Source organism: Hoeflea sp. YIM 152468 (assembly GCF_029210485.1).
Taxonomy (GTDB): Bacteria; Pseudomonadota; Alphaproteobacteria; order Rhizobiales; family Rhizobiaceae; genus Hoeflea.
The window spans coordinates 1-16,969 of the sequence record NZ_JARGET010000019.1 but is presented as its reverse complement, the minus strand read 5'-3'; the positions used below and the strand labels follow the sequence as shown (position 1 = coordinate 16,969).

Here is a 16,969-nt window from a genome sequence, read left to right as displayed (position 1 = left end):
GGTCCCCGAGCGTCTCAGGTGAGCCAGTCGGGCGCCGTGTTGAACGGCGTGCCGAACCGCGCCAGCCACAGGCTGCGGGCGATGCGCCGGGCGATGGTCAGGATGGCTGAAGCGACGCCCGCCTCAAACAGCGTCGCGGTGGTGCGCTCGAACTGCTGCAGCCACAACCGGAAATCATCTTCCTCAAGGTCCGGCAGGCCATTGTGCTTGACCACCGGCTGGCCCGAATACTCGCCCGAATGCAACAGCACCGAACGCCAGAACCTGTTCATCTGGTCAAGGTGCGGATCCCATTTGCCCGCCAGACGGTCCTCAAACAGCGGGCCGAGGCGCGGGTGCTGGCGGATCGCGCCATAAAACTGGTCGACCAGAACAGCAATCTGTTCCGCTGTGATCTCGACCATGGGCGCCCGTGGCGGCGATGGCCGGGCATTGATGGTAACCGGTGCAGGTCTGTCTGACATATCTCACAGCGATCATCCGCGTGATCGCTCCCCAAAGCCACTTGTTGATGAACGCGCGGATCAGCCCGCCGTCCGGGTTCACCGTGATGCCAAGCGTGTGGCGACCCAAATCACCGGCAGGCCGACACGGCCAAAACTGTTGTCATCACGAGTTTATTTCTGGTATTTGATTTACCACTATTCCTCTGCGCCCCAAAAAGCAATATGACAATGACGACAAAAGAGGTTTCCCATGCGCCTGACCCTGCACACCGATTACGCCTTTCGAGTCCTGATGGCGCTGGCTCGTGCACCCGAGCAGGTGCAATCGGTCGAGGACCTGGCGCGTGAGTTTAGTGTGTCGAAACACCATCTGATGAAGGTGGCGCAAAACCTCACGGCCGGCGGGTTTGTCGCAACCGTGCGCGGCCGCAACGGCGGTCTGCGGCTGGCCATGCCGGCGCGCGACATCAATCTGAAATCGGTGGCGCTGCACATGGAGCCGGACTTCAACATCGCCGACTGTTTTGGCAACGGGCAATGTTCGTTTCTGCCACGTTGCGGGCTCAAGGGCGTGCTGGGCGAGGCCAGGCATGCTTTTTTGCAGACCCTCGGCAGGCATGATCTGGCCTCGATCATCTAGGGCATGTCGCGTCCAAACGCAGGCATTTGAACGACAACGGACTTGCATTGATTGAAAGAGACACAGCGTGCGGCAGGGTGGGGCCAGGTTGCTTTGCACCCGAGCCTCTGGCGATCATCTGTGTGAACCGGACCAGTAAACTCTCGCCACTGTGCCGGATGTTCCGCACAAGCCGGTTTTCTCGCGCCTGACGCGCCTGCATTTGCCGGGTCGCCTGCGGCAGGCGAATCTGCCATGAGAGGCCTATGAAGTTTTCACCGCAACAGGATGAGGCGCTCAAGGCGGTCTCGCGCTGGCTGAAGGACGGCCGCACGCCGATCTTCCGGCTGTTCGGCTATGCCGGCACCGGCAAGACCACGCTGGCCAAGTATTTCGCCGAACACGTCGAAGGCGAGGTGCTGTTTGCCGCCTTTACCGGCAAGGCGGCGCAGGTGCTGCGCGCCCGGGGCGCCAAGAACGCCCGCACCATTCATTCGCTGATCTACCGGCCAAAGGGCGAGGAAGAGGTCTCCGATGAGGAAACCGGCAAGACCACCGTCTCGCCGTTGTTCTCGATCAACCGCCAGAGCCCGCTGGCGCAAGCCGCGCTGATCATCATCGACGAATGCTCGATGGTCGACGAGGCGCTGGGCAAGGATCTGATGAGTTTCGGCACCCCGATCCTGGTGCTGGGCGATCCCGGGCAATTGCCGCCGATTTCCGGCGGCGGTTATTTCACCGAACACGAGCCCGATATCCTGCTCACCGAAATCCACCGCCAGGCCCGCGACAACCCGATCATCGATCTGGCCATGCAGGTGCGCGAAGGCCGCGCGATCATGCATGGCGATTATGGCGCCGCGCAGATCATCGGCAAGAACGATGTCGATCGCGACATGGTGCTCGAGGCCGATCAGGTGCTGGTCGGCACCAACCGCACCCGGCGGCGCTACAACCAGCGTCTGCGCGAACTCAAGGGCTTTACCCAGGCCTTTCCGCAGGCGGGCGACAAGCTGGTGTGTCTGAGGAACGATCCCGCCAAGGCGCTGCTCAACGGCTCGCTGTGGCAGGTGATGACGTCGTCAAAAGAGACCGTCAAGCCCGGCATCAACCTGCTTGTTCGCCCGGAGGACGATGACATGGATCGCGGCTCCGCCAAGATCAAGCTGCTCAAAAGTGCCTTTGACGATCCTGATCTGGAGGTGCCCTGGCAGACCAAGAAACGCTATGATGATTTCGACTACGGCTACGCGCTCACCGTGCACAAGGCGCAAGGCTCACAGTGGAACTCGGTCGTCCTGTTTGATGAAAGCTACGCCTTTCGCGAAAGCCGCGAGCGCTGGCTCTACACCGCGATCACCCGCGCCGCCGAGCGGCTGGTGATTGTCAGGTAGCCGGTGATTGTCAGCTAGACCGGAGCCTGGCGCACGGGCTTCCGCCGCTTCGACCCAAGCGGCGCTTGGGTCGATGGCGTCGACCGGGTCGGTTGCAGTCCGCGCAATGTCTGGAAACCCGCTGCCCGCCGCCATCGACCGGTGAAGGGGCGCGCCAGCGGTTGCCCGTTGGCGCCGATGGTTGCATTCACCCGGCTTTGAGATACGGAATAGCACCGGCAATGTCGGTATCGTCGACGACATGAAAATTGCTGATGCTGCCGGCTTGCCGCGCCTGACCATAAGGTGCGTAGAGCGGGTCGGCGGCAAAGCCGTCGAGGGCTGCCCGGGTGGGAAACGCCAGGATCGCGATCAATGTGCTGTCCTTGTCCACTCCTTCCAGCGTCTCGATATTGCCGCTGCGGCAGAGATATTTTCCGCCATGCTTTTCGACCAGGTTGTGAACATTGGTCGCGTAGTCGGCAACCCAGCCGTCATTGGTAACCTTGATGTCAGCGATCAGGTAGACACTCATGTTTTCTCTCCTTTTGAAGCCGCTTCGATGGTGAACATCGAGGCTGGCCCGCAAGAGCTATCGAAAGGGCCGGTTGCCGGTCCAGTCCCCGAACTGAACTGCCCGGTTCCGATTCTGTACTAGGCAGATGCATTCAAAGGACTACGGTTGGAATCCTCCGGAAGGGAAGGTCAAGATGACACAAGCTGGATACAAGCAGTTCTGCCCCGTGGCGATGGCGGCCGAAGTGTTGTGCACGCGATGGACCATGGTGCTGATGCGCGAACTCGTTGCCGGGACCACCCGGTTCAATGATCTGCGCCGCGGCGTCCCGAAAATGTCGCCAGCACTGCTGTCTACGCGCCTGAAGGAACTTGAGATCGCCGGTGTGGTCGAGCGCATCCCGCTCAAAGCGGAAAAGGGCGTGTTTGAATATCGCCTGACCGACGCTGGAAAGGACATTCGTCCGGTTGTCGAAGCCATTGGCCTGTGGGGGCAAAAATGGGTTGAATCGTCGCTCTCCCTGAAAAATCTCGATCCGTCCCTGTTGATGTGGGACATGCGCCGGAACCTTGATCCCTCGCCGCTGCCGTCGATCCGCACGGTGGTTCAGTTTCTGTATTCGGATTTGCCTGCCCCAAAGAACCAGTGGTGGCTGGTGATCGAACCTGGAGGTGAGGTTGATCTGTGCTGGTCGGATCCGGGGTTTGACATCAATCTTTACGTGACAACGGATTTGCGAACCATGACGGCGATATGGATGGGGTTGGGCACCATCGAAAGCGAAGCCGACAAGATCGAACTGCTGGGTGAGCGGACCATCGCACAAAGCATGCAGGTCTGGCTTGGTCTCAGCCCTTTTGCCAAACAGAAGAAACTGGTTGGCTAGCAGTCCGCACGCACCGTTCGCAAGACCGGTGTAAACCGGGCGGACGGCAGTATCGTCAGCATTGTCGGCACGTGATCCGATGAACAGGCACCGTCTCAATCTCGTCTGCTGCCAGCCGGCATGAGGCTGAATTTTGTCATCTGGGTCGAGCTGCGCCGGTGGCGGCGGCGCGGCAGCGTGCTATAGGGGCGCACAAAGGCAACCACGGCAACGGATTGTGCGATGATCCCCTGGGAACGGCTCGATGCCGTCAAACTTGATGATGGCCCCGAACTGCGGCTGATGCGCCGCGGCGCGGAATTCTCCATCATGCTCGGCTCCAACGAACTGATGAACAGCCGTCTGAGCGGCTCGGAGGAGGCGCTGGCCGAGCTGGCGGCGGAGAGGCTTGAGGGGCGCAGCCAGCCCCGCATGCTGATCGGCGGTCTGGGCATGGGGTTTACCCTGCGCGCCGCGCTCAAGGCCCTGGGCAAAGACGCCCGCATCACCGTCGCCGAACTTGTGCCGTCAGTTGTTGAATGGGCGCGCGGACCGATGGCGCCGGTGTTTGACGGCTGTCTCGACGATCGGCGGGCGAGCCTGTACGCGGGCGATGTCGGCGCACTGATCGGCGGCGAGGCCGCGGCCTGGGATGCCATTGTGCTTGATGTTGACAACGGTCCGGAGGGGCTGACCCGCACCGGCAACGATGCGCTCTATACGGCGCAAGGGCTGGCGAGCGCCTATCGGGCGCTCAAATCCGGCGGTGTGTTTTCGGTCTGGTCCTCGGCGCCCGATCCCGCCTTCACCCGGCGGCTCAAGCAGGCAGGCTTTGCCGTCGCGGAAGTGCCGACCCGCGCCCGTGCCAAGAAACGGGGGGCAACGCACATGATCTGGGTCGCCACCCGGCCCGGTTAGGCCGGGCAGGGTCCGGTGCTGCCGGTTCTGCCGGTGCGGTCGGTGCGGCCGGTGCCGCGACCGGTTCTTTCGACCGGTCGCCTCTCTCGCCATCGCCCAGGACGCTGCCTTTCTTTCTTCAAGGCAACGCCGCTCTTGTCGAGATGAATAGAATTGAACAAGAATCTAGATGCATTAATCTCGTTTTGGTGGCAGATTTGCAGCGGAGGCCGGCATGCGTTCTTTTGACGACATCTTCGACATCGCCGCAGCCCGCAAGGGTGGCGCCGATGTGTTGAATGCAATGCTTGCCCCGCCAAAAGCCTCAGCCGAACTCGCAGCCATCGCCGATGACCGCTGGCTGGCGGCGATGACCAGAGGCGTGTTTCAGGCCGGATTCAGCTGGAAAGTGGTCGACAGCATGTGGCCCGGCTTCGAGGCTGCATTTGACGGCTTCGACATCGGCCATTGCGCCATGCTCAACGACGAGGATTTTGACCGGCTGGTGTCGGACACCCGCATCATCCGCAACGGCGCCAAGATCCGCTCGGTGCAGCAAAACGCGGTCTTTGTTCAGGCGTTGGCGGCGGAGTCCGGCAGTGCCGGAAAGGCCATCGCCGGCTGGCCGTCGACCGATTTTGTCGGCTTGCTGGATCTGTTGAAGAAGCGCGGCAGCCGGCTTGGCGGCACGACCGCGCAATATTGCCTGCGCAGCCAGGGCAAGGACAGCTTCATCCTCTCCGAAAGCGTGACCGCCCGCCTGATTGCCGAGGGCGTCATCGACAAGCCGGCCACCTCGAAAAAGGCCTTGGCCGATATCCAGGCCGCCTTCAACGTCTGGATGGACCAGTCGGGCCGGTCCCTGACCGAAATCAGCCGTGTGCTGGCGATGAGCCTGTGATGCGGGCGGTGAACACTGAAACGGAATAGCCAATGGACTGGACCATCGCCTTCATCAGCGTCTTCGCTCTCTTCATCCCGGCCTTGATCCTGCCCGGCCCGGATTTCATCGCCGTGGTGCGGTCCTCCATGGCGCGGGGACCGCGCGCCGGTCTCATGACCACGCTCGGCGTGACGGCGGGACTGGGTCTTTACGCAGGGCTGAGCTTGCTCGGGCTGTCTGCCATTCTTGTCCAGTATCAATGGCTTGCCTGGGCGGTGCGCATCTGCGGCGGGTTGTATCTGGTCTATCTCGGGATCAGGCTGGTGCTGATCAGACCCGCGCCGCTGGATCTTGGCGATCAGAACCGGGTGCGGTCCGGCAATCCGCTGGTTTTCGGCTTTCTGGTGACGTTGACCAATCCCAAGGCGATTGTGCTGTTCACCAGTGTGTTCGCCACCGCCGTCAGCGATGCGATGCCGCTTTGGGTGATGACGGCAATGATCGGCCTGGTGATGGCAAGTGCCGCGAGCTGGTACACGCTGGTTACACTGTTCATGTCGTCACCCCCGGTGATCAGGCGGTTTGGGAATGCTCAGCACCGGATCGAGCGGGCCGCGGGGGTCTGCTTCATCGCCATTGGCGGCAAGATCCTGAGCGACAGCCGCAACCCGCTCACGCCCTGATGCCGCCGGGCGCCTGTTTCGGGACAGCCAATCGGGCCTGTCTCGGATCTGCGCCGATCCCGCAAGAGCGGGGCTGGCCAGGCGGCTGCTGGCAACCGGGTCCGGCGCTGTCGCATACGCAGGCTCCGGCAACGGCAGCAAGACGGATCTGGCCAAAGATCGGCGACTGATCGGTGGGACCACGGACGTGATTCGCCCTGGCCCGGCCAAAAGGAGCAAGCGGCGGGCCCAAAGCCGGATCGCGGGGCCCATTCCGGTACGTCAAACTGACGCAGGCTGCAGGAAACTGCTGATCGAAAATGTGGAAAATGGCGCCGGGGCCGTCACAATGATGGCAGCCAACCGCTTGTCGGCTGGTTCGGGATTGAAAGCAGCAAGAAGTCGTGAGCAGGCGTTTAATCCTCGTTAGCTAAATGCCAATAGGTCTCTGCGGGAAGGCCATGAGGGCCTGGCAAACCGGTTTTGAAAAGCGCCATGACGTGCCCTTTTTGCTGCCTTGATCAGGATTTCCCTTCATGACCGCCGACAAGCCCGACCAGATAAGCATCGCAGACAAGCTCGCATTCACGGATATGAGCAAGCAGCAGCTGGCAGCGCTTGCCGCCCTCAAGCCGCTGATTGACGTCACGGTCGGGCCGGCACTGGATCGCTTCTATACGTTTGTGACCGCCACCCCGCAAACCGCCAGGCATTTTCGCAATGCGGCCCATGTCGACCACGCCAAGGAAAAGCAGGTGGAACACTGGGGCATGATCGCCACCGGCAAATTCGATCACGCCTACATCGACGGCGTCACCCGGATCGGCAAGGTCCACGCCAAGCTCGGGCTGGAACCGTCATGGTATATCGGCGGCTATGCGCTCGTTCTGGAGGAATTGGTTCGCGGCATTATCGAACAGGAGCTCGGGGGCTTCGGGTCACGCCGCAAGGCCAGCAAGACCAGTCAGGGTGTGACCGCCGTGATCAAGGCGGCGCTGATTGACATGGATTACGCCATCTCGGTCTATCTTGACGAATTGAGCCAGGAGCGTGCCAGGGTCGAACGGGAACAGGCGCGCCTGAAGGCCGATCAGGACAAGGCGCTAGAGGCTCTGGAGCAGGCGCTCACCAGTCTGTCCGAGGGCAATCTCGGCGCGACCATGTCGGAGCCGCTGGCAGCGGAATTCGACCAGCTCAAGGCCAATTTCAACACCACTGTCACCAAGCTCAATGATGCCTTCACCGACATTGTTGCTTCGATCAAGCAGTCGGGCAGCGAGACGCGTGAACTCTCCAGCGCCACCGACGACATGGCGCGGCGAACAGAGCAGCAGGCGGCCTCGCTGGAACAGACCGCGGCAGCGGTCGAACAAATCAGCACCATCTCCCGTCAGTCCGCCGAACGCACCGGCGACGCCCGCCAGATCGTCGATCAGGCCGCACAACAGGCTGCGCAGTCGGGTGAGACCGTCAATCAGGCCATCGCGGCCATGGGCAAGATCGAGGAATCATCCAAGAAGATCACCCAGATCATCACGGTGATTGACGAAATTTCTTTCCAGACCAATTTGCTGGCGCTCAACGCCGGCGTCGAAGCGGCGCGCGCCGGTGAGGCGGGCAGGGGCTTTGCCGTGGTCGCCCAGGAGGTGCGCGAACTGGCGCAGCGCTCCGCCTCCGCCGCCAAGGAGATCAAGGAACTCATCGAGGCATCATTCAGCGATGTCCTCAACGGGGTTTCGCTCGTCAACAAGACCGGTGAGGCCTTGTCCAGCATCGGCGGGCAGGTGCGCGTCATCAGCGAGCATTTCACCGCGATCTCGCAATCGGCACAGGAGCAATCGCTCGGCATTGCCGAGATCAACACCGCCGTCACGTCGATGGATCAGATCACCCAGCAGAATGCGGCGATGGTGGAAGAAACCAACGCGGCCACCCAGAACCTGTTGGGCCTCAACCAGACACTTGCCGAACTGGCGTCGCGCTTCACCCTGTCGGCGACAACCACTCAGGAAATGACCCACTCAAGGCTCGACAGAGTGGCCTGACACGACCCTTCAGCGCCGACGGCGGACCTTGTTTCTGGTGTTTGCTGTTGCGTGGGTTGCCGGGCCGATGGTCTGCCCCCTCAGGGGGCGGCCGTCAGCTCAACCGAGCTGGCGGTTGCCGGCCATCGCGCCCGGTAGCCCGCTGCCCGAGACGGATCGAGATTGGTCTTGTCGAGATCGCCGTCCGCCCAGGCCATCACCTTCGGGTCCATGACCCGGAACCACAGCCGCGGCACCGCTGCCAGCAAGAATGTACCGGGATAGCCGGACGGCAGCGTCGGCAGATCGTCAAACGAGCGCAGCGCCTGGTAGGGCCTGAGCGGATTGGCGTGGTGGTCGGAATGGCGTTGCAGATGAAACAGCATCAGATTGGTGATGATGTGGTTGGTGTTCCACGAGTGGCGCGGCTCGCAGGGACCGTAGCGGCCATCGGGCCGAAGCTCGCGTTTGAGGCCGTAATGCTCGATGTAATTGGCGGTGGTCAGGTGAAACCAGCCGATCAGATTGTGCAGCAGCAGAAACGGAACCATGGTCCAGCCAAAGGCGACAATCAACGCGACATCGGCAACCAGAGTGATGGCGTAGCCCTGCAGGATATCGTTGCGCCAATGCCAAAACCCCAGTCCTTTTTGCGCCAGCCGGGCCCGTTCCATGCGCCAGCCCCGCACCGCAGTGCCCGGAATCTCCCTCACCGCAAACCGCCACAGGCTTTCCCCGAGCCGGGCCGAGGCCGGGTCCTCAGGCGTCGCCACGTGAATGTGGTGGCCGCGGTTGTGCTCGATGCAGAAATGGCCGTAGCCGGATATGGCATTGGCAAATTTCGCGCCCCACCGGTCGAGCCGGCTGGTCTTGTGGCCCAGTTCATGGCCGACCGTGATGGCGGTGCCCGAACTCACCCCGGCGCCGAGCATCAGGCCGAGCCAGGCCCAGAAACCGGTATCGGGCTGGCCCGCGGCAATGGCGCAGGCCAGAAACGAGAACCAGAAAACCGGAACCGAGAGAAACAGCAAGACCCGGTAATAGGTGTCGGAAGCCATTGCCTCGACCACATCTTCGGGCGGATTGTTCGGGTCGACGCCGACCAGATGATCGGCGACAACATAGACGCCGTAATAAAATGCAATCGGCGCCAGCACCCACCAGGCATTGCCGCTGATCAGGAAGGCCACAGCCGCCAGGCCGGGCAGGGAAGGTGACAGCACCGACAAGATCCACAGCCAGCGTTTCCGGTCGCGGTATTCGATCCGGTCGCCGTTGCGTGTGGTGGCGATAAAAATCATGCCCTGTCTACTCCCCGCCAGCACGATACGCCCGAAGGTTGCCGCAGGCAAGATCTGCTATCCAGGGGATAAGGCTCCGGTTTTTCAGCGCTCGCTCATGCATGTCACGTTCAAATGTCTTCATTGGAACGATAACGGACAAGCATCGATTGAAAAAGAGACAGCGTCCTTTCAGCAGCCAACTGGATGCGCGGCGCTGTAGGGTGACAGTCTATTTAGGATTGGCGCGGTAGGATGGGTGTGGATTGTTTATGAGGAAGAACATGATGCGCATCTTGTCCGCAATTGCTGTCTTGCTGGCTTCGCTGATCAGCGCCGCGCCAGCGCAGGCTTTCGAGTTCAACGTTCTGCTCACCCGGGTTTTCGGTTCGTCGGATCCGAAAGACCTTGGACTGCCGATCTTCGGCCTGATTGCCGTGGCGGCGATTGCGTTTTTCTGGGGTGCGCTCAGAATCGGCAAGAAGCGTCAGAGCCGGATCATCGACAATTACCATGCCGACTTGAAGGATTACTCGACCCATCTGAGGCGCGGCAAGTAAGCTGACCCCGGTGTGAATGTCGCCAACGCAAGTGCGGCGCCTGGCGCCGCGCAGGCAAGAGGGCGCGCATTCGAGGCTGTCGCTCATTGTCCCCTTGCCTGGATGCGGTTTCTGCCAGCATCAATTCAAAACCGGAATGGACGCTTTCCCGAAATTCATTTTCACATTCCAGATTGATGGTCTAGGAGAGGGAACGGGCCTCGGGCTCTTCAGATCGTCTTGGTTCAGGGGGCCGCCATGCCTGCGCAACTTTCCGTCAATCTCAACGCCATAGCCATGCTCCGCAACCGCCGCGATCTGCCCTGGCCGAGTGTCACCTCGTTGGGTCGCATCGCCCTGCAAAACGGCGCCCACGGGCTCACCGTCCATCCCCGGCCCGACCAGCGCCATATCCGCTTCTCCGACCTTCCCGATATCCGCGCCTTGATCGATGATGAGTTCCCCCAGGCCGAGTTCAACATCGAAGGCTATCCGACCGAGGAGTTTCTCGATCTGGTCGAGGCCCATGCGCCCGAGCAGGTCACGCTGGTTCCCGATGACCCGGCTCAGGCGACCTCCGATCACGGTTGGGACTTTGAGGGCAAGGGCAATGTCCTGCGCTCGGTGGTTCAGCGGCTCAAGAAGAGCGGCGCCCGGGTGTCGCTGTTTTGCGATCCCGACGCCAGCCGCGCAAGCCTGGAGGCGGCAAAGGCCACCGGCGCTGACCGGGTGGAGTTCTACACCGGCCCCTATGGCGCAACCTTTGACGATCCGGCGCGCGCTGCCGAGGCGTTGAGGCAACTGGAGATCTCCGGCAAGCTTGCCGCGGAACTCGGTCTTGGCGTCAATGCCGGTCATGACCTGACGGTCGACAATCTGCCGGGCCTTGCCCGCGCCCTTCCCCAATTGCTGGAAGTCTCCATCGGCCATGGTCTCACCGCCGATGCGCTGGAATATGGCATGGCCGAAACGGTTCGCCGCTTCGTGAAGGCATGCCAGGGCTGACGCAAGGCCGCCGCCGCTGTTGAGGCGAAGGGCGCTTGCGATACGTCTTGAATTTTACCTGTTGCTCGGCCAGAAAGCGCACCAGCTTTAATTGAGGACATCATGAGTCGGCTGAAAACAACAATTCTGGTGATGGCCGCTTTGCTGCCGTGGAGCCTTGCCGGTTGCGTGGCTGAACCCGGACCCGGACCCCAGTCATCGGCAAGACGGTCGCTGATTGACGCCAACGCGATATTGCCGCCGCAAAGCCTGTTGCGCGAGGACACCAATGAGGCCCTGAGCCATAACCGCAGCGAAAGCCGGCTTGCCTATGTCGGGGTCTGGGCCGTCGATGCCGACACCTGTGCAATGATGGACCAGACCAGCTTTGACGGCTTTGCCGTGCTCACGCCGAACACACTCAGACGCTCGGACGAGACCTGCAGCTTCGAGCCCGGCGACCGAGGCAGCAGCAGCCTGCAGCTCGAGGCCACCTGCGAGGCGAATGGCCGCAGCACCAGCCGGACGCTGGGCGTGCACATGGTCAACAGCCAATCGCTGCGCCTGATCAACGCGCCCGGCGACCCCGGCAGTCCATATGTCCGGTGCCACCTGCAGCCGTAGCTGCAGCCAGCCGGCTCAGCGCTGCCGGACCGGCACTTCCCAGACCCGCCCGCACCAGACCCGCACCTTACGGCAGCGCGCGCGCCTGATCTTGCTCGCGACCACACCACCGCTCAGGCGGCGCTGAGGCGGGGTCCGGATCGATCGACCCGGCGCAGAGCACCCGGCAGAACGCCCGCAGCCAGCAACTCTCTTGCGCCTTGCAGGCAGGCTTGTCTGTGGCCCCACCCTCGGCGCGGGCCGGTCGGACGCACCTGTCCGCAGCCGTGAATTTGACTTGCAGCCAACAGGTTTGCGATAATGGTTTGAATTGGTCTGAGCAATTCGATTGTGCTGATGATGCTCAAACTCGCAATTAAGCGCCTGTTATCAAGCCATTTTTGTGATTTTGTGGACAGCATATGTGTATGTTGCGAGCTGGGCTTGACTCGTTTGATCGCAAGATATCTAAAGAGGTAAGACCAATGGGTGGAGCTTATGACCGGAATCATCCCGACCAACGAGACCGATAGCCAGAGCGGAAGTGAGCGCGTGTTCGCCTATTTCCGCAGCCGGATCCTGTCCGGCGAATTGCGCACCGGTGATCGGCTTCCCTCCGAGCGCGATCTGGCTACCCAGCTCAATGTCGGGCGTCCATTGCTGCGGGAGACGATGCGGGCTCTGGGTATGCTCGGCCTGATCGATATCCGGCATGGCAGTGGCGCCTTTGTCGGCAAGGCCGACATTTCGGTGCTCGCCAATTTTTTCACCTTCAGTCTTGCCCAGGAGCAGAATGCCTCCGAAGACATCATGCAGGCGCGCATGGCGATTGAATGTCAGGCAATCCGATTGGCCTGCGAACGGGCGACCGACAGCGATCTCGATCGCATCGGCGGCTGCCTGACGGCGCTTATCCAGACCCTGTCCGACCCGGAAAAGGGCGGTCTGGCGGATTTCCGGTTCCATGCCGCCATTGTTCAGGCGAGCCACAGTCAGGCTCTGATCACGCTCTACAAGGCGATCTCGGAACTGCTGATGCAGAACCATGTCGAGCGCCGCCGCGTGACCCACAACACACCCAAGGTGATTGACGATCTGGTGGAATCCCATCGTCAGGTTTTCCTTTCGATCGTGGAAGGAGATGGAGACGCGGCCGATCACCGGTTGCGCGATCATTTCGCGATCGGCGACGAACTGCGCCGCAAAAGCATCATCGCCGCATTCAGCGGTGGTGGCGTGGCGAAGTAACATGAATTCAACATTGGAGGACTGAGTATGTATAGTTCCATTACCCGGCGCGTAGCGTCCACCATCCTGGCGTTCGGCATCCTGTCGGCGCCCGCGTTTGCGCAAGAGCTGCGCTATGCCCACGTCGGCTCCGAAGGCGACATTCAGACCCGGTTTGCCACCGAGGCAGCCGCAGGCATTGATGAAGCCACCGGCGGCGACGTTACCGTGCAGGTCTTCCCTGCAAGCCAGTTGGGCGGCGTGGCTGAAATGGTCGACGGCGTGCGTCTTGGCTCCATCTCCATGGGCCATCATGACTTTGCTTCGCTGGCCCGTATCGTGCCGGACGTGGCCGTGTTCAACGCACCGTTCATCTACCGCGATGCCGCGCAGGCGCTGGCAGCCACTGACCCGAATACTTCGCCGGCCTTGCAGCAGATCAACGCAAAGCTGATCGAAGAAGGCGGCGTGCGCATCATCGGCCGCATCTATCGCGGCGCGCGGCACATCTCGTCGAATTTCGAGGTCAAGTCACCGGCCGATCTGAAGGACAAGCCGTTCCGTGCTGTGCCTCTCGACCTTTGGGTGTCGATGGTCAAGGGATTTGGCGCGACCCCGACGCCAGTGGAAGTTGCCGAACTTCCCACCGCCTTGATGACCGGTCTGGTCGTCGGCCAGGAAAACCCGCTGACCATGATTTCGGCCAACAAGCTCTATGAAGTCCAGTCGCACGTCGCCATGACCGGCCACATGCACTCGGTTCTTGCCGTTTTCATCAACGAAGACGTCTGGCAGGGTCTGAGCGACGACAACCGCGCCAAGATCACCAAGGCTCTTGATGAGAAGGCTGCGGATTCGCTGCGCTGGGCGCAGGAGTCGGAAGCCGGACTGGTCGATGAGCTGAAGAAGAACGGCATGACCGTCATTACCGAAGCCGAAGGTCTCGACATGGACGCATTCCGTGCGCCGGTGCTGGATCAGATCCGCAAGGATTTCCCTGATTTCGCCCCCTATATCGAGCAGATCGCAGCGGTCAAGTAATCCCGTTGACGACTTCTGGCGGGCGCCTTCGGGCGCCCGTCATTTTGGGGGAAGATCTTATGAAACTTGCCAAACGCCTTGTTGAATATGTCAGCGTGTTCTTGCTCGGGGCGCTGGTGTTCTTGCCGTTTGCCCAGATCATCATGCGCTGGGTCTTCGGAACCCCGATGATCGGCGCCGAGGAGTTCACCCGCTTCCTTCTCATCTGCGTCGTCTTCGTCAGCTACCCGTTGGTTGTCGAGTCCGGCGAGAACATTGTCATGGGAGACCTGCGCAACGCTTTGCCGGATCTGCTGCGCCGGGTTCTCAATCTGTTGATCTCGCTCAGCGCCATATTCATCGCCGGGCTGGTTGCCTATGCGGTGTTCAACACCATTGGCAAGAACCTCAAAAACGCCACGCCGACGCTGAAGATTCCGTTCTGGATCTTTCTCGGCTCCACATTTTTCGGATTCGCCGCAGCGGCCGTAGTCCACCTCGTCCATCTGCGCAAACCGCCGCAGAAGGCCACGAGCGTCAGCATTTAGGGCCGGTCATGGGCATCCTCATCATCATCGCCTTTCTGGCGCTTTTCATCCTTGGCTTTCCGGTGGTCTACGCCATCCTGCTGCCGGGCATCCTCTACATCCTGATCGAGGGGTTTCCGCTCGGCCTTCTGGCCCAGCGCATCACCTATGCGCTGGACAGTTTTCCGCTGGTCGCCGTGCCGATCTTCATCTTTGTCGGCAATCTGATGAACCTGTCCGGAGTGACCGACCGGATCTTCCGCTTTGCCGACACCCTGGTCGGCCGTGCGCCCGGCGGTCTGGCCCAGGTCAACATCTTCTCGTCGCTGATCTTCTCGGGCATGTCCGGTGCGGCTCTGGCCGATGTCGGCGGTCTCGGAAAGATCGAGATCGAGGCGATGCGCAAGCGCGGCTTTTCGGCGCCGTTCTCGGCGGCGGTGACCGCGGCCTCGGCCGTGGTCGGACCGATCTTTCCGCCCAGCATTCCGCTCATTGTCTACGGATCGGTGACCAGCGTTTCGATCGTCCAGCTGCTGCTGGCAGGCATCGTTCCTGCCTTGATCTGTGTCGCCTTGCTGATGGTAACGGCGGCGGTTCTGTCGCTGCGCCATGCGATGCCGCGCGCCGAGCGCTGGCCGACAGGGCAGGAGATCTGGCAGTCCTTGTTGCCGGCGCTGCCCGCCATCCTGGCTCCGGTGCTGATGATTGCCGGGATGCTGCTGGGGATTTTCACCCCCACCGAAGCTGCCGCTGTCACCGCCGTCTATGTCATTCTGATCAGTTCGCTGATCTACAAGGAGCTCACCTGGTCTCATTTGTGGCATTCGATGCTGGTCACGGTTCGTTCCACCAGTGCAATTCTGATCATTGTCGCCGCGGCAGCCCTGTTTGGCTGGATCCTCGCAGTCGAGCAGGTGCCGCAGGATTTTGCCGCCATGATCCTGCAACTGTCGAAGGATCCGCTGGTGCTGTTGCTGATTGCCAATCTGATCTTCTTCATCGCCGGCATGTTCCTCGATTCCACCACGGCGACACTGCTGGTGGTTCCGGTGATCGCGCCGCCGATGGTGCTGGCCGGTGTCGACCCGGTGCATCTGGGCATTGTGGCAATCTTCAACCTGATGATCGGGTTGCTGACCCCGCCGATGGGCCTGTCGCTGTTCCTGGTCTGCTCGATCGCAGAAATCTCGTTGCGGGATCTGCTCAAGGCCCTGGCGCCGTTCTACATTCCGCTGGTGGTCACCCTCGGCGTGATCACCTTTGCCCCCGATCTTGTTCTCTGGCTTCCCAGCTTCCTGCGTTAGCCCCTTTGGAAGGATAAAATTATGCGAATTGTTGTTGGTTCTGATCATGCCGGATTTCCGATGAAGGCCCATGTCGTTGAAACCATCAAGGCGCTCGGTCACGAGGTCATCGATGTCGGTTCGTTTGATGACCAGCCGGTGGACTTCCCCGATATTGCCAAGCTGGTGACCGGGGCGCTGAGCGATGGCACCGCAGATCGCGGCTTGATGGTCTGCGGCACCGGAGTCGGCGCCTCGATTGCCGCCAACAAGGTCAAGGGCATCCGTGCCGCGGTCTGCCATGACGTCCATTCAGCCCATCAGGCGGTGGAGCACGACGACGTCAATGTCATGTGCATCGGCGCCCAGATCGTCGGCTCCTGGCTCGCCTCCGATCTGATCAAGGCCTATCTGGAAGCTGAATTCTCCACCAGCGAGGAATTCCGCCGCCGGGTCGACAAGCTGCACAAGATGGACGGCGAACGCTGACAACCGGGCCATCGCGTGGAACACTATTAGCGCGATGGCCACCTGACTTATTTGATGAATGCGAAGATGTGGGAAGGGGGCACGAGTAGGAGAGATCGCCTATCATCGTGGTCGTCAAAAAGTCGTCAGCAGGTTAAAATTAAAGGTCTATTTCAATTCCTGATAGGTCTGCGACCTTCTTTCTTATTATGCCTTTTGCTATTTCGCTCAACACCTCGATACTGAACGCTCCAACTTTGTCTGCACCTTTTTTGGTTTTTGCCCAGACCTCTGGATCGCGGACAGTGTTGAGAAACTCGTGGCCGTTCCATGTCAACCTTTGGACCAACATATGGCGCCCTTGCATGTGGGAAGCGTCAATGCCTTCTATAAAGCCGGCGTTTTTTAACATGAAGAGATGTTCGGTCACCACTTCGGAAGGGTGACCAATGTCGCCAATCGTAATTGTTTGCCCCGATCCACTGTCTTTTTCCTCGATCTCCAGCAGGATCAATCGGATCAAATCCATGTCTCGTTTCATAGTGAGCCTCCGGTCTGCGCTTTTAAAGCCTAGAAGCGCTGCTCCGTTTAAGTACTAAGAGAACTCGCCAGCAGCCTTCTAACTGATGCAATCTGCCAAATGGGATTACGATCCCACGCGGCTAGCGTTGTTGGCGTAACCTCGTGATAAGATCGTGTCCCAGGACGTGGTGTAGCTTCGGCGTTCGCCTTGCCCTCCGAACAGAGCCGGA

The 16,969-nt window shown here is 60.8% G+C and carries 19 protein-coding genes; 15 read left to right on the top strand and 4 right to left on the bottom strand.

Annotated elements, in window-relative coordinates; all coding sequences use genetic code 11:
• Positions 1-14 precede the first annotated feature (14 nt).
• On the bottom strand, positions 15-464 hold the full coding sequence (locus tag PZ897_RS09615) for a group III truncated hemoglobin (RefSeq protein ID WP_275752023.1): 450 nt from the start codon (positions 462-464) through the stop codon (positions 15-17).
• Positions 465-696: 232 nt separating this feature from the next.
• On the opposite strand from PZ897_RS09615, the gene PZ897_RS09610 reads away from it, so the two are divergent.
• Both PZ897_RS09610 and PZ897_RS09605 read left to right on the top strand, forming a co-directional pair.
• Positions 697-1,086 (top strand): Rrf2 family transcriptional regulator, encoded by a 390-nt coding sequence (locus tag PZ897_RS09610; RefSeq protein ID WP_275752021.1) that lies wholly within the window; start codon positions 697-699, stop codon positions 1,084-1,086.
• Positions 1,087-1,331: 245 nt separating this feature from the next.
• A complete protein-coding gene (locus PZ897_RS09605) occupies positions 1,332-2,459 on the top strand; it encodes an ATP-dependent RecD-like DNA helicase (RefSeq protein ID WP_275752019.1) in 1,128 nt (375 codons plus the stop codon).
• Positions 2,460-2,646: 187 nt separating this feature from the next.
• On the opposite strand, the gene PZ897_RS09600 is transcribed toward PZ897_RS09605, so the two are convergent.
• Entirely contained in the window at positions 2,647-2,973 is a 327-nt protein-coding gene (locus PZ897_RS09600) for a DUF1330 domain-containing protein (protein WP_275752017.1), read from the bottom strand.
• Between the two features lie 175 nt (positions 2,974-3,148).
• Between PZ897_RS09600 and PZ897_RS09595 the strand changes: the two genes are divergently transcribed.
• The 5 genes from PZ897_RS09595 (at position 3,149) to PZ897_RS09575 (ending at position 8,307) form a co-directional block, all read left to right on the top strand.
• A complete protein-coding gene (locus PZ897_RS09595) occupies positions 3,149-3,841 on the top strand; it encodes a helix-turn-helix domain-containing protein (RefSeq protein ID WP_275752015.1) in 693 nt (230 codons plus the stop codon).
• Between the two features lie 222 nt (positions 3,842-4,063).
• On the top strand, positions 4,064-4,738 hold the full coding sequence (locus tag PZ897_RS09590; RefSeq protein WP_275752013.1) for a spermidine synthase: 675 nt from the start codon (positions 4,064-4,066) through the stop codon (positions 4,736-4,738).
• Positions 4,739-4,952: 214 nt separating this feature from the next.
• Positions 4,953-5,618, top strand: a complete 666-nt coding sequence (locus PZ897_RS09585) for a DNA-3-methyladenine glycosylase I (RefSeq protein ID WP_275752010.1) — start codon at positions 4,953-4,955, stop codon at positions 5,616-5,618.
• A 32-nt stretch (positions 5,619-5,650) separates the two neighbouring features.
• Positions 5,651-6,283: a LysE family translocator gene (locus tag PZ897_RS09580; RefSeq protein ID WP_275752008.1), complete on the top strand. Its 633-nt coding sequence runs from the start codon at positions 5,651-5,653 to the stop codon at positions 6,281-6,283.
• 515 nt (positions 6,284-6,798) lie between these two features.
• Positions 6,799-8,307 carry a globin-coupled sensor protein gene (locus PZ897_RS09575; RefSeq protein WP_275752006.1) on the top strand — a complete coding sequence of 503 codons (1,509 nt, stop codon included), beginning with the start codon at positions 6,799-6,801 and terminating at the stop codon, positions 8,305-8,307.
• Positions 8,308-8,387: 80 nt separating this feature from the next.
• Here PZ897_RS09575 and PZ897_RS09570 read toward each other — a convergent pair whose 3' ends face one another.
• Positions 8,388-9,587 (bottom strand): alkane 1-monooxygenase, encoded by a 1,200-nt coding sequence (locus tag PZ897_RS09570; RefSeq protein ID WP_275752005.1) that lies wholly within the window; start codon positions 9,585-9,587, stop codon positions 8,388-8,390.
• 263 nt (positions 9,588-9,850) lie between these two features.
• Between PZ897_RS09570 and PZ897_RS09565 the strand changes: the two genes are divergently transcribed.
• The 8 genes from PZ897_RS09565 (at position 9,851) to rpiB (ending at position 16,238) form a co-directional block, all read left to right on the top strand.
• Positions 9,851-10,126 (top strand): hypothetical protein, encoded by a 276-nt coding sequence (locus PZ897_RS09565; RefSeq protein ID WP_275752003.1) that lies wholly within the window; start codon positions 9,851-9,853, stop codon positions 10,124-10,126.
• Between the two features lie 237 nt (positions 10,127-10,363).
• Positions 10,364-11,110, top strand: a complete 747-nt coding sequence (locus PZ897_RS09560) for a pyridoxine 5'-phosphate synthase (RefSeq protein WP_275752001.1) — start codon at positions 10,364-10,366, stop codon at positions 11,108-11,110.
• A gap of 102 nt (positions 11,111-11,212) precedes the next feature.
• On the top strand, positions 11,213-11,713 hold the full coding sequence (locus PZ897_RS09555) for a hypothetical protein (protein ID WP_275751999.1): 501 nt from the start codon (positions 11,213-11,215) through the stop codon (positions 11,711-11,713).
• Between the two features lie 477 nt (positions 11,714-12,190).
• Positions 12,191-12,940, top strand: a complete 750-nt coding sequence (locus PZ897_RS09550) for a FadR/GntR family transcriptional regulator (protein ID WP_275751997.1) — start codon at positions 12,191-12,193, stop codon at positions 12,938-12,940.
• Between the two features lie 27 nt (positions 12,941-12,967).
• Positions 12,968-13,960, top strand: a complete 993-nt coding sequence (locus PZ897_RS09545) for a TRAP transporter substrate-binding protein (RefSeq protein ID WP_275751995.1) — start codon at positions 12,968-12,970, stop codon at positions 13,958-13,960.
• A gap of 59 nt (positions 13,961-14,019) precedes the next feature.
• Complete coding sequence (locus tag PZ897_RS09540) at positions 14,020-14,487, top strand: TRAP transporter small permease (RefSeq protein WP_275751993.1); 468 nt, start codon at positions 14,020-14,022, stop codon at positions 14,485-14,487.
• Positions 14,488-14,495: 8 nt separating this feature from the next.
• Positions 14,496-15,770, top strand: coding sequence for a TRAP transporter large permease (locus PZ897_RS09535; RefSeq protein ID WP_275751991.1), 1,275 nt, complete (start codon positions 14,496-14,498; stop codon positions 15,768-15,770).
• 21 nt (positions 15,771-15,791) lie between these two features.
• Positions 15,792-16,238 (top strand): ribose 5-phosphate isomerase B, encoded by a 447-nt coding sequence (gene rpiB, locus PZ897_RS09530; protein ID WP_275751989.1) that lies wholly within the window; start codon positions 15,792-15,794, stop codon positions 16,236-16,238.
• 139 nt (positions 16,239-16,377) lie between these two features.
• Here rpiB and PZ897_RS09525 read toward each other — a convergent pair whose 3' ends face one another.
• Positions 16,378-16,758, bottom strand: coding sequence for a DUF2513 domain-containing protein (locus PZ897_RS09525; protein WP_275751987.1), 381 nt, complete (start codon positions 16,756-16,758; stop codon positions 16,378-16,380).
• Positions 16,759-16,969: the final 211 nt, after the last annotated feature.

Bases quoted from the DNA above. Each gene is read 5' to 3' on its own strand.
- PZ897_RS09615 (WP_275752023.1), bottom strand. From the start codon at position 464: ATGTCAGACAGACCTGCACCGGTTACCATCAATGCCCGGCCATCGCCG.
- PZ897_RS09610 (WP_275752021.1), top strand. From the start codon at position 697: ATGCGCCTGACCCTGCACACCGATTACGCCTTTCGAGTCCTGATGGCG.
- PZ897_RS09605 (WP_275752019.1), top strand. From the start codon at position 1,332: ATGAAGTTTTCACCGCAACAGGATGAGGCGCTCAAGGCGGTCTCGCGC.
- PZ897_RS09600 (WP_275752017.1), bottom strand. From the start codon at position 2,973: ATGAGTGTCTACCTGATCGCTGACATCAAGGTTACCAATGACGGCTGG.
- PZ897_RS09595 (WP_275752015.1), top strand. From the start codon at position 3,149: ATGACACAAGCTGGATACAAGCAGTTCTGCCCCGTGGCGATGGCGGCC.
- PZ897_RS09590 (WP_275752013.1), top strand. From the start codon at position 4,064: ATGATCCCCTGGGAACGGCTCGATGCCGTCAAACTTGATGATGGCCCC.
- PZ897_RS09585 (WP_275752010.1), top strand. From the start codon at position 4,953: ATGCGTTCTTTTGACGACATCTTCGACATCGCCGCAGCCCGCAAGGGT.
- PZ897_RS09580 (WP_275752008.1), top strand. From the start codon at position 5,651: ATGGACTGGACCATCGCCTTCATCAGCGTCTTCGCTCTCTTCATCCCG.
- PZ897_RS09575 (WP_275752006.1), top strand. From the start codon at position 6,799: ATGACCGCCGACAAGCCCGACCAGATAAGCATCGCAGACAAGCTCGCA.
- PZ897_RS09570 (WP_275752005.1), bottom strand. From the start codon at position 9,587: ATGATTTTTATCGCCACCACACGCAACGGCGACCGGATCGAATACCGC.
- PZ897_RS09565 (WP_275752003.1), top strand. From the start codon at position 9,851: ATGATGCGCATCTTGTCCGCAATTGCTGTCTTGCTGGCTTCGCTGATC.
- PZ897_RS09560 (WP_275752001.1), top strand. From the start codon at position 10,364: ATGCCTGCGCAACTTTCCGTCAATCTCAACGCCATAGCCATGCTCCGC.
- PZ897_RS09555 (WP_275751999.1), top strand. From the start codon at position 11,213: ATGAGTCGGCTGAAAACAACAATTCTGGTGATGGCCGCTTTGCTGCCG.
- PZ897_RS09550 (WP_275751997.1), top strand. From the start codon at position 12,191: ATGACCGGAATCATCCCGACCAACGAGACCGATAGCCAGAGCGGAAGT.
- PZ897_RS09545 (WP_275751995.1), top strand. From the start codon at position 12,968: ATGTATAGTTCCATTACCCGGCGCGTAGCGTCCACCATCCTGGCGTTC.
- PZ897_RS09540 (WP_275751993.1), top strand. From the start codon at position 14,020: ATGAAACTTGCCAAACGCCTTGTTGAATATGTCAGCGTGTTCTTGCTC.
- PZ897_RS09535 (WP_275751991.1), top strand. From the start codon at position 14,496: ATGGGCATCCTCATCATCATCGCCTTTCTGGCGCTTTTCATCCTTGGC.
- rpiB (WP_275751989.1), top strand. From the start codon at position 15,792: ATGCGAATTGTTGTTGGTTCTGATCATGCCGGATTTCCGATGAAGGCC.
- PZ897_RS09525 (WP_275751987.1), bottom strand. From the start codon at position 16,758: ATGAAACGAGACATGGATTTGATCCGATTGATCCTGCTGGAGATCGAG.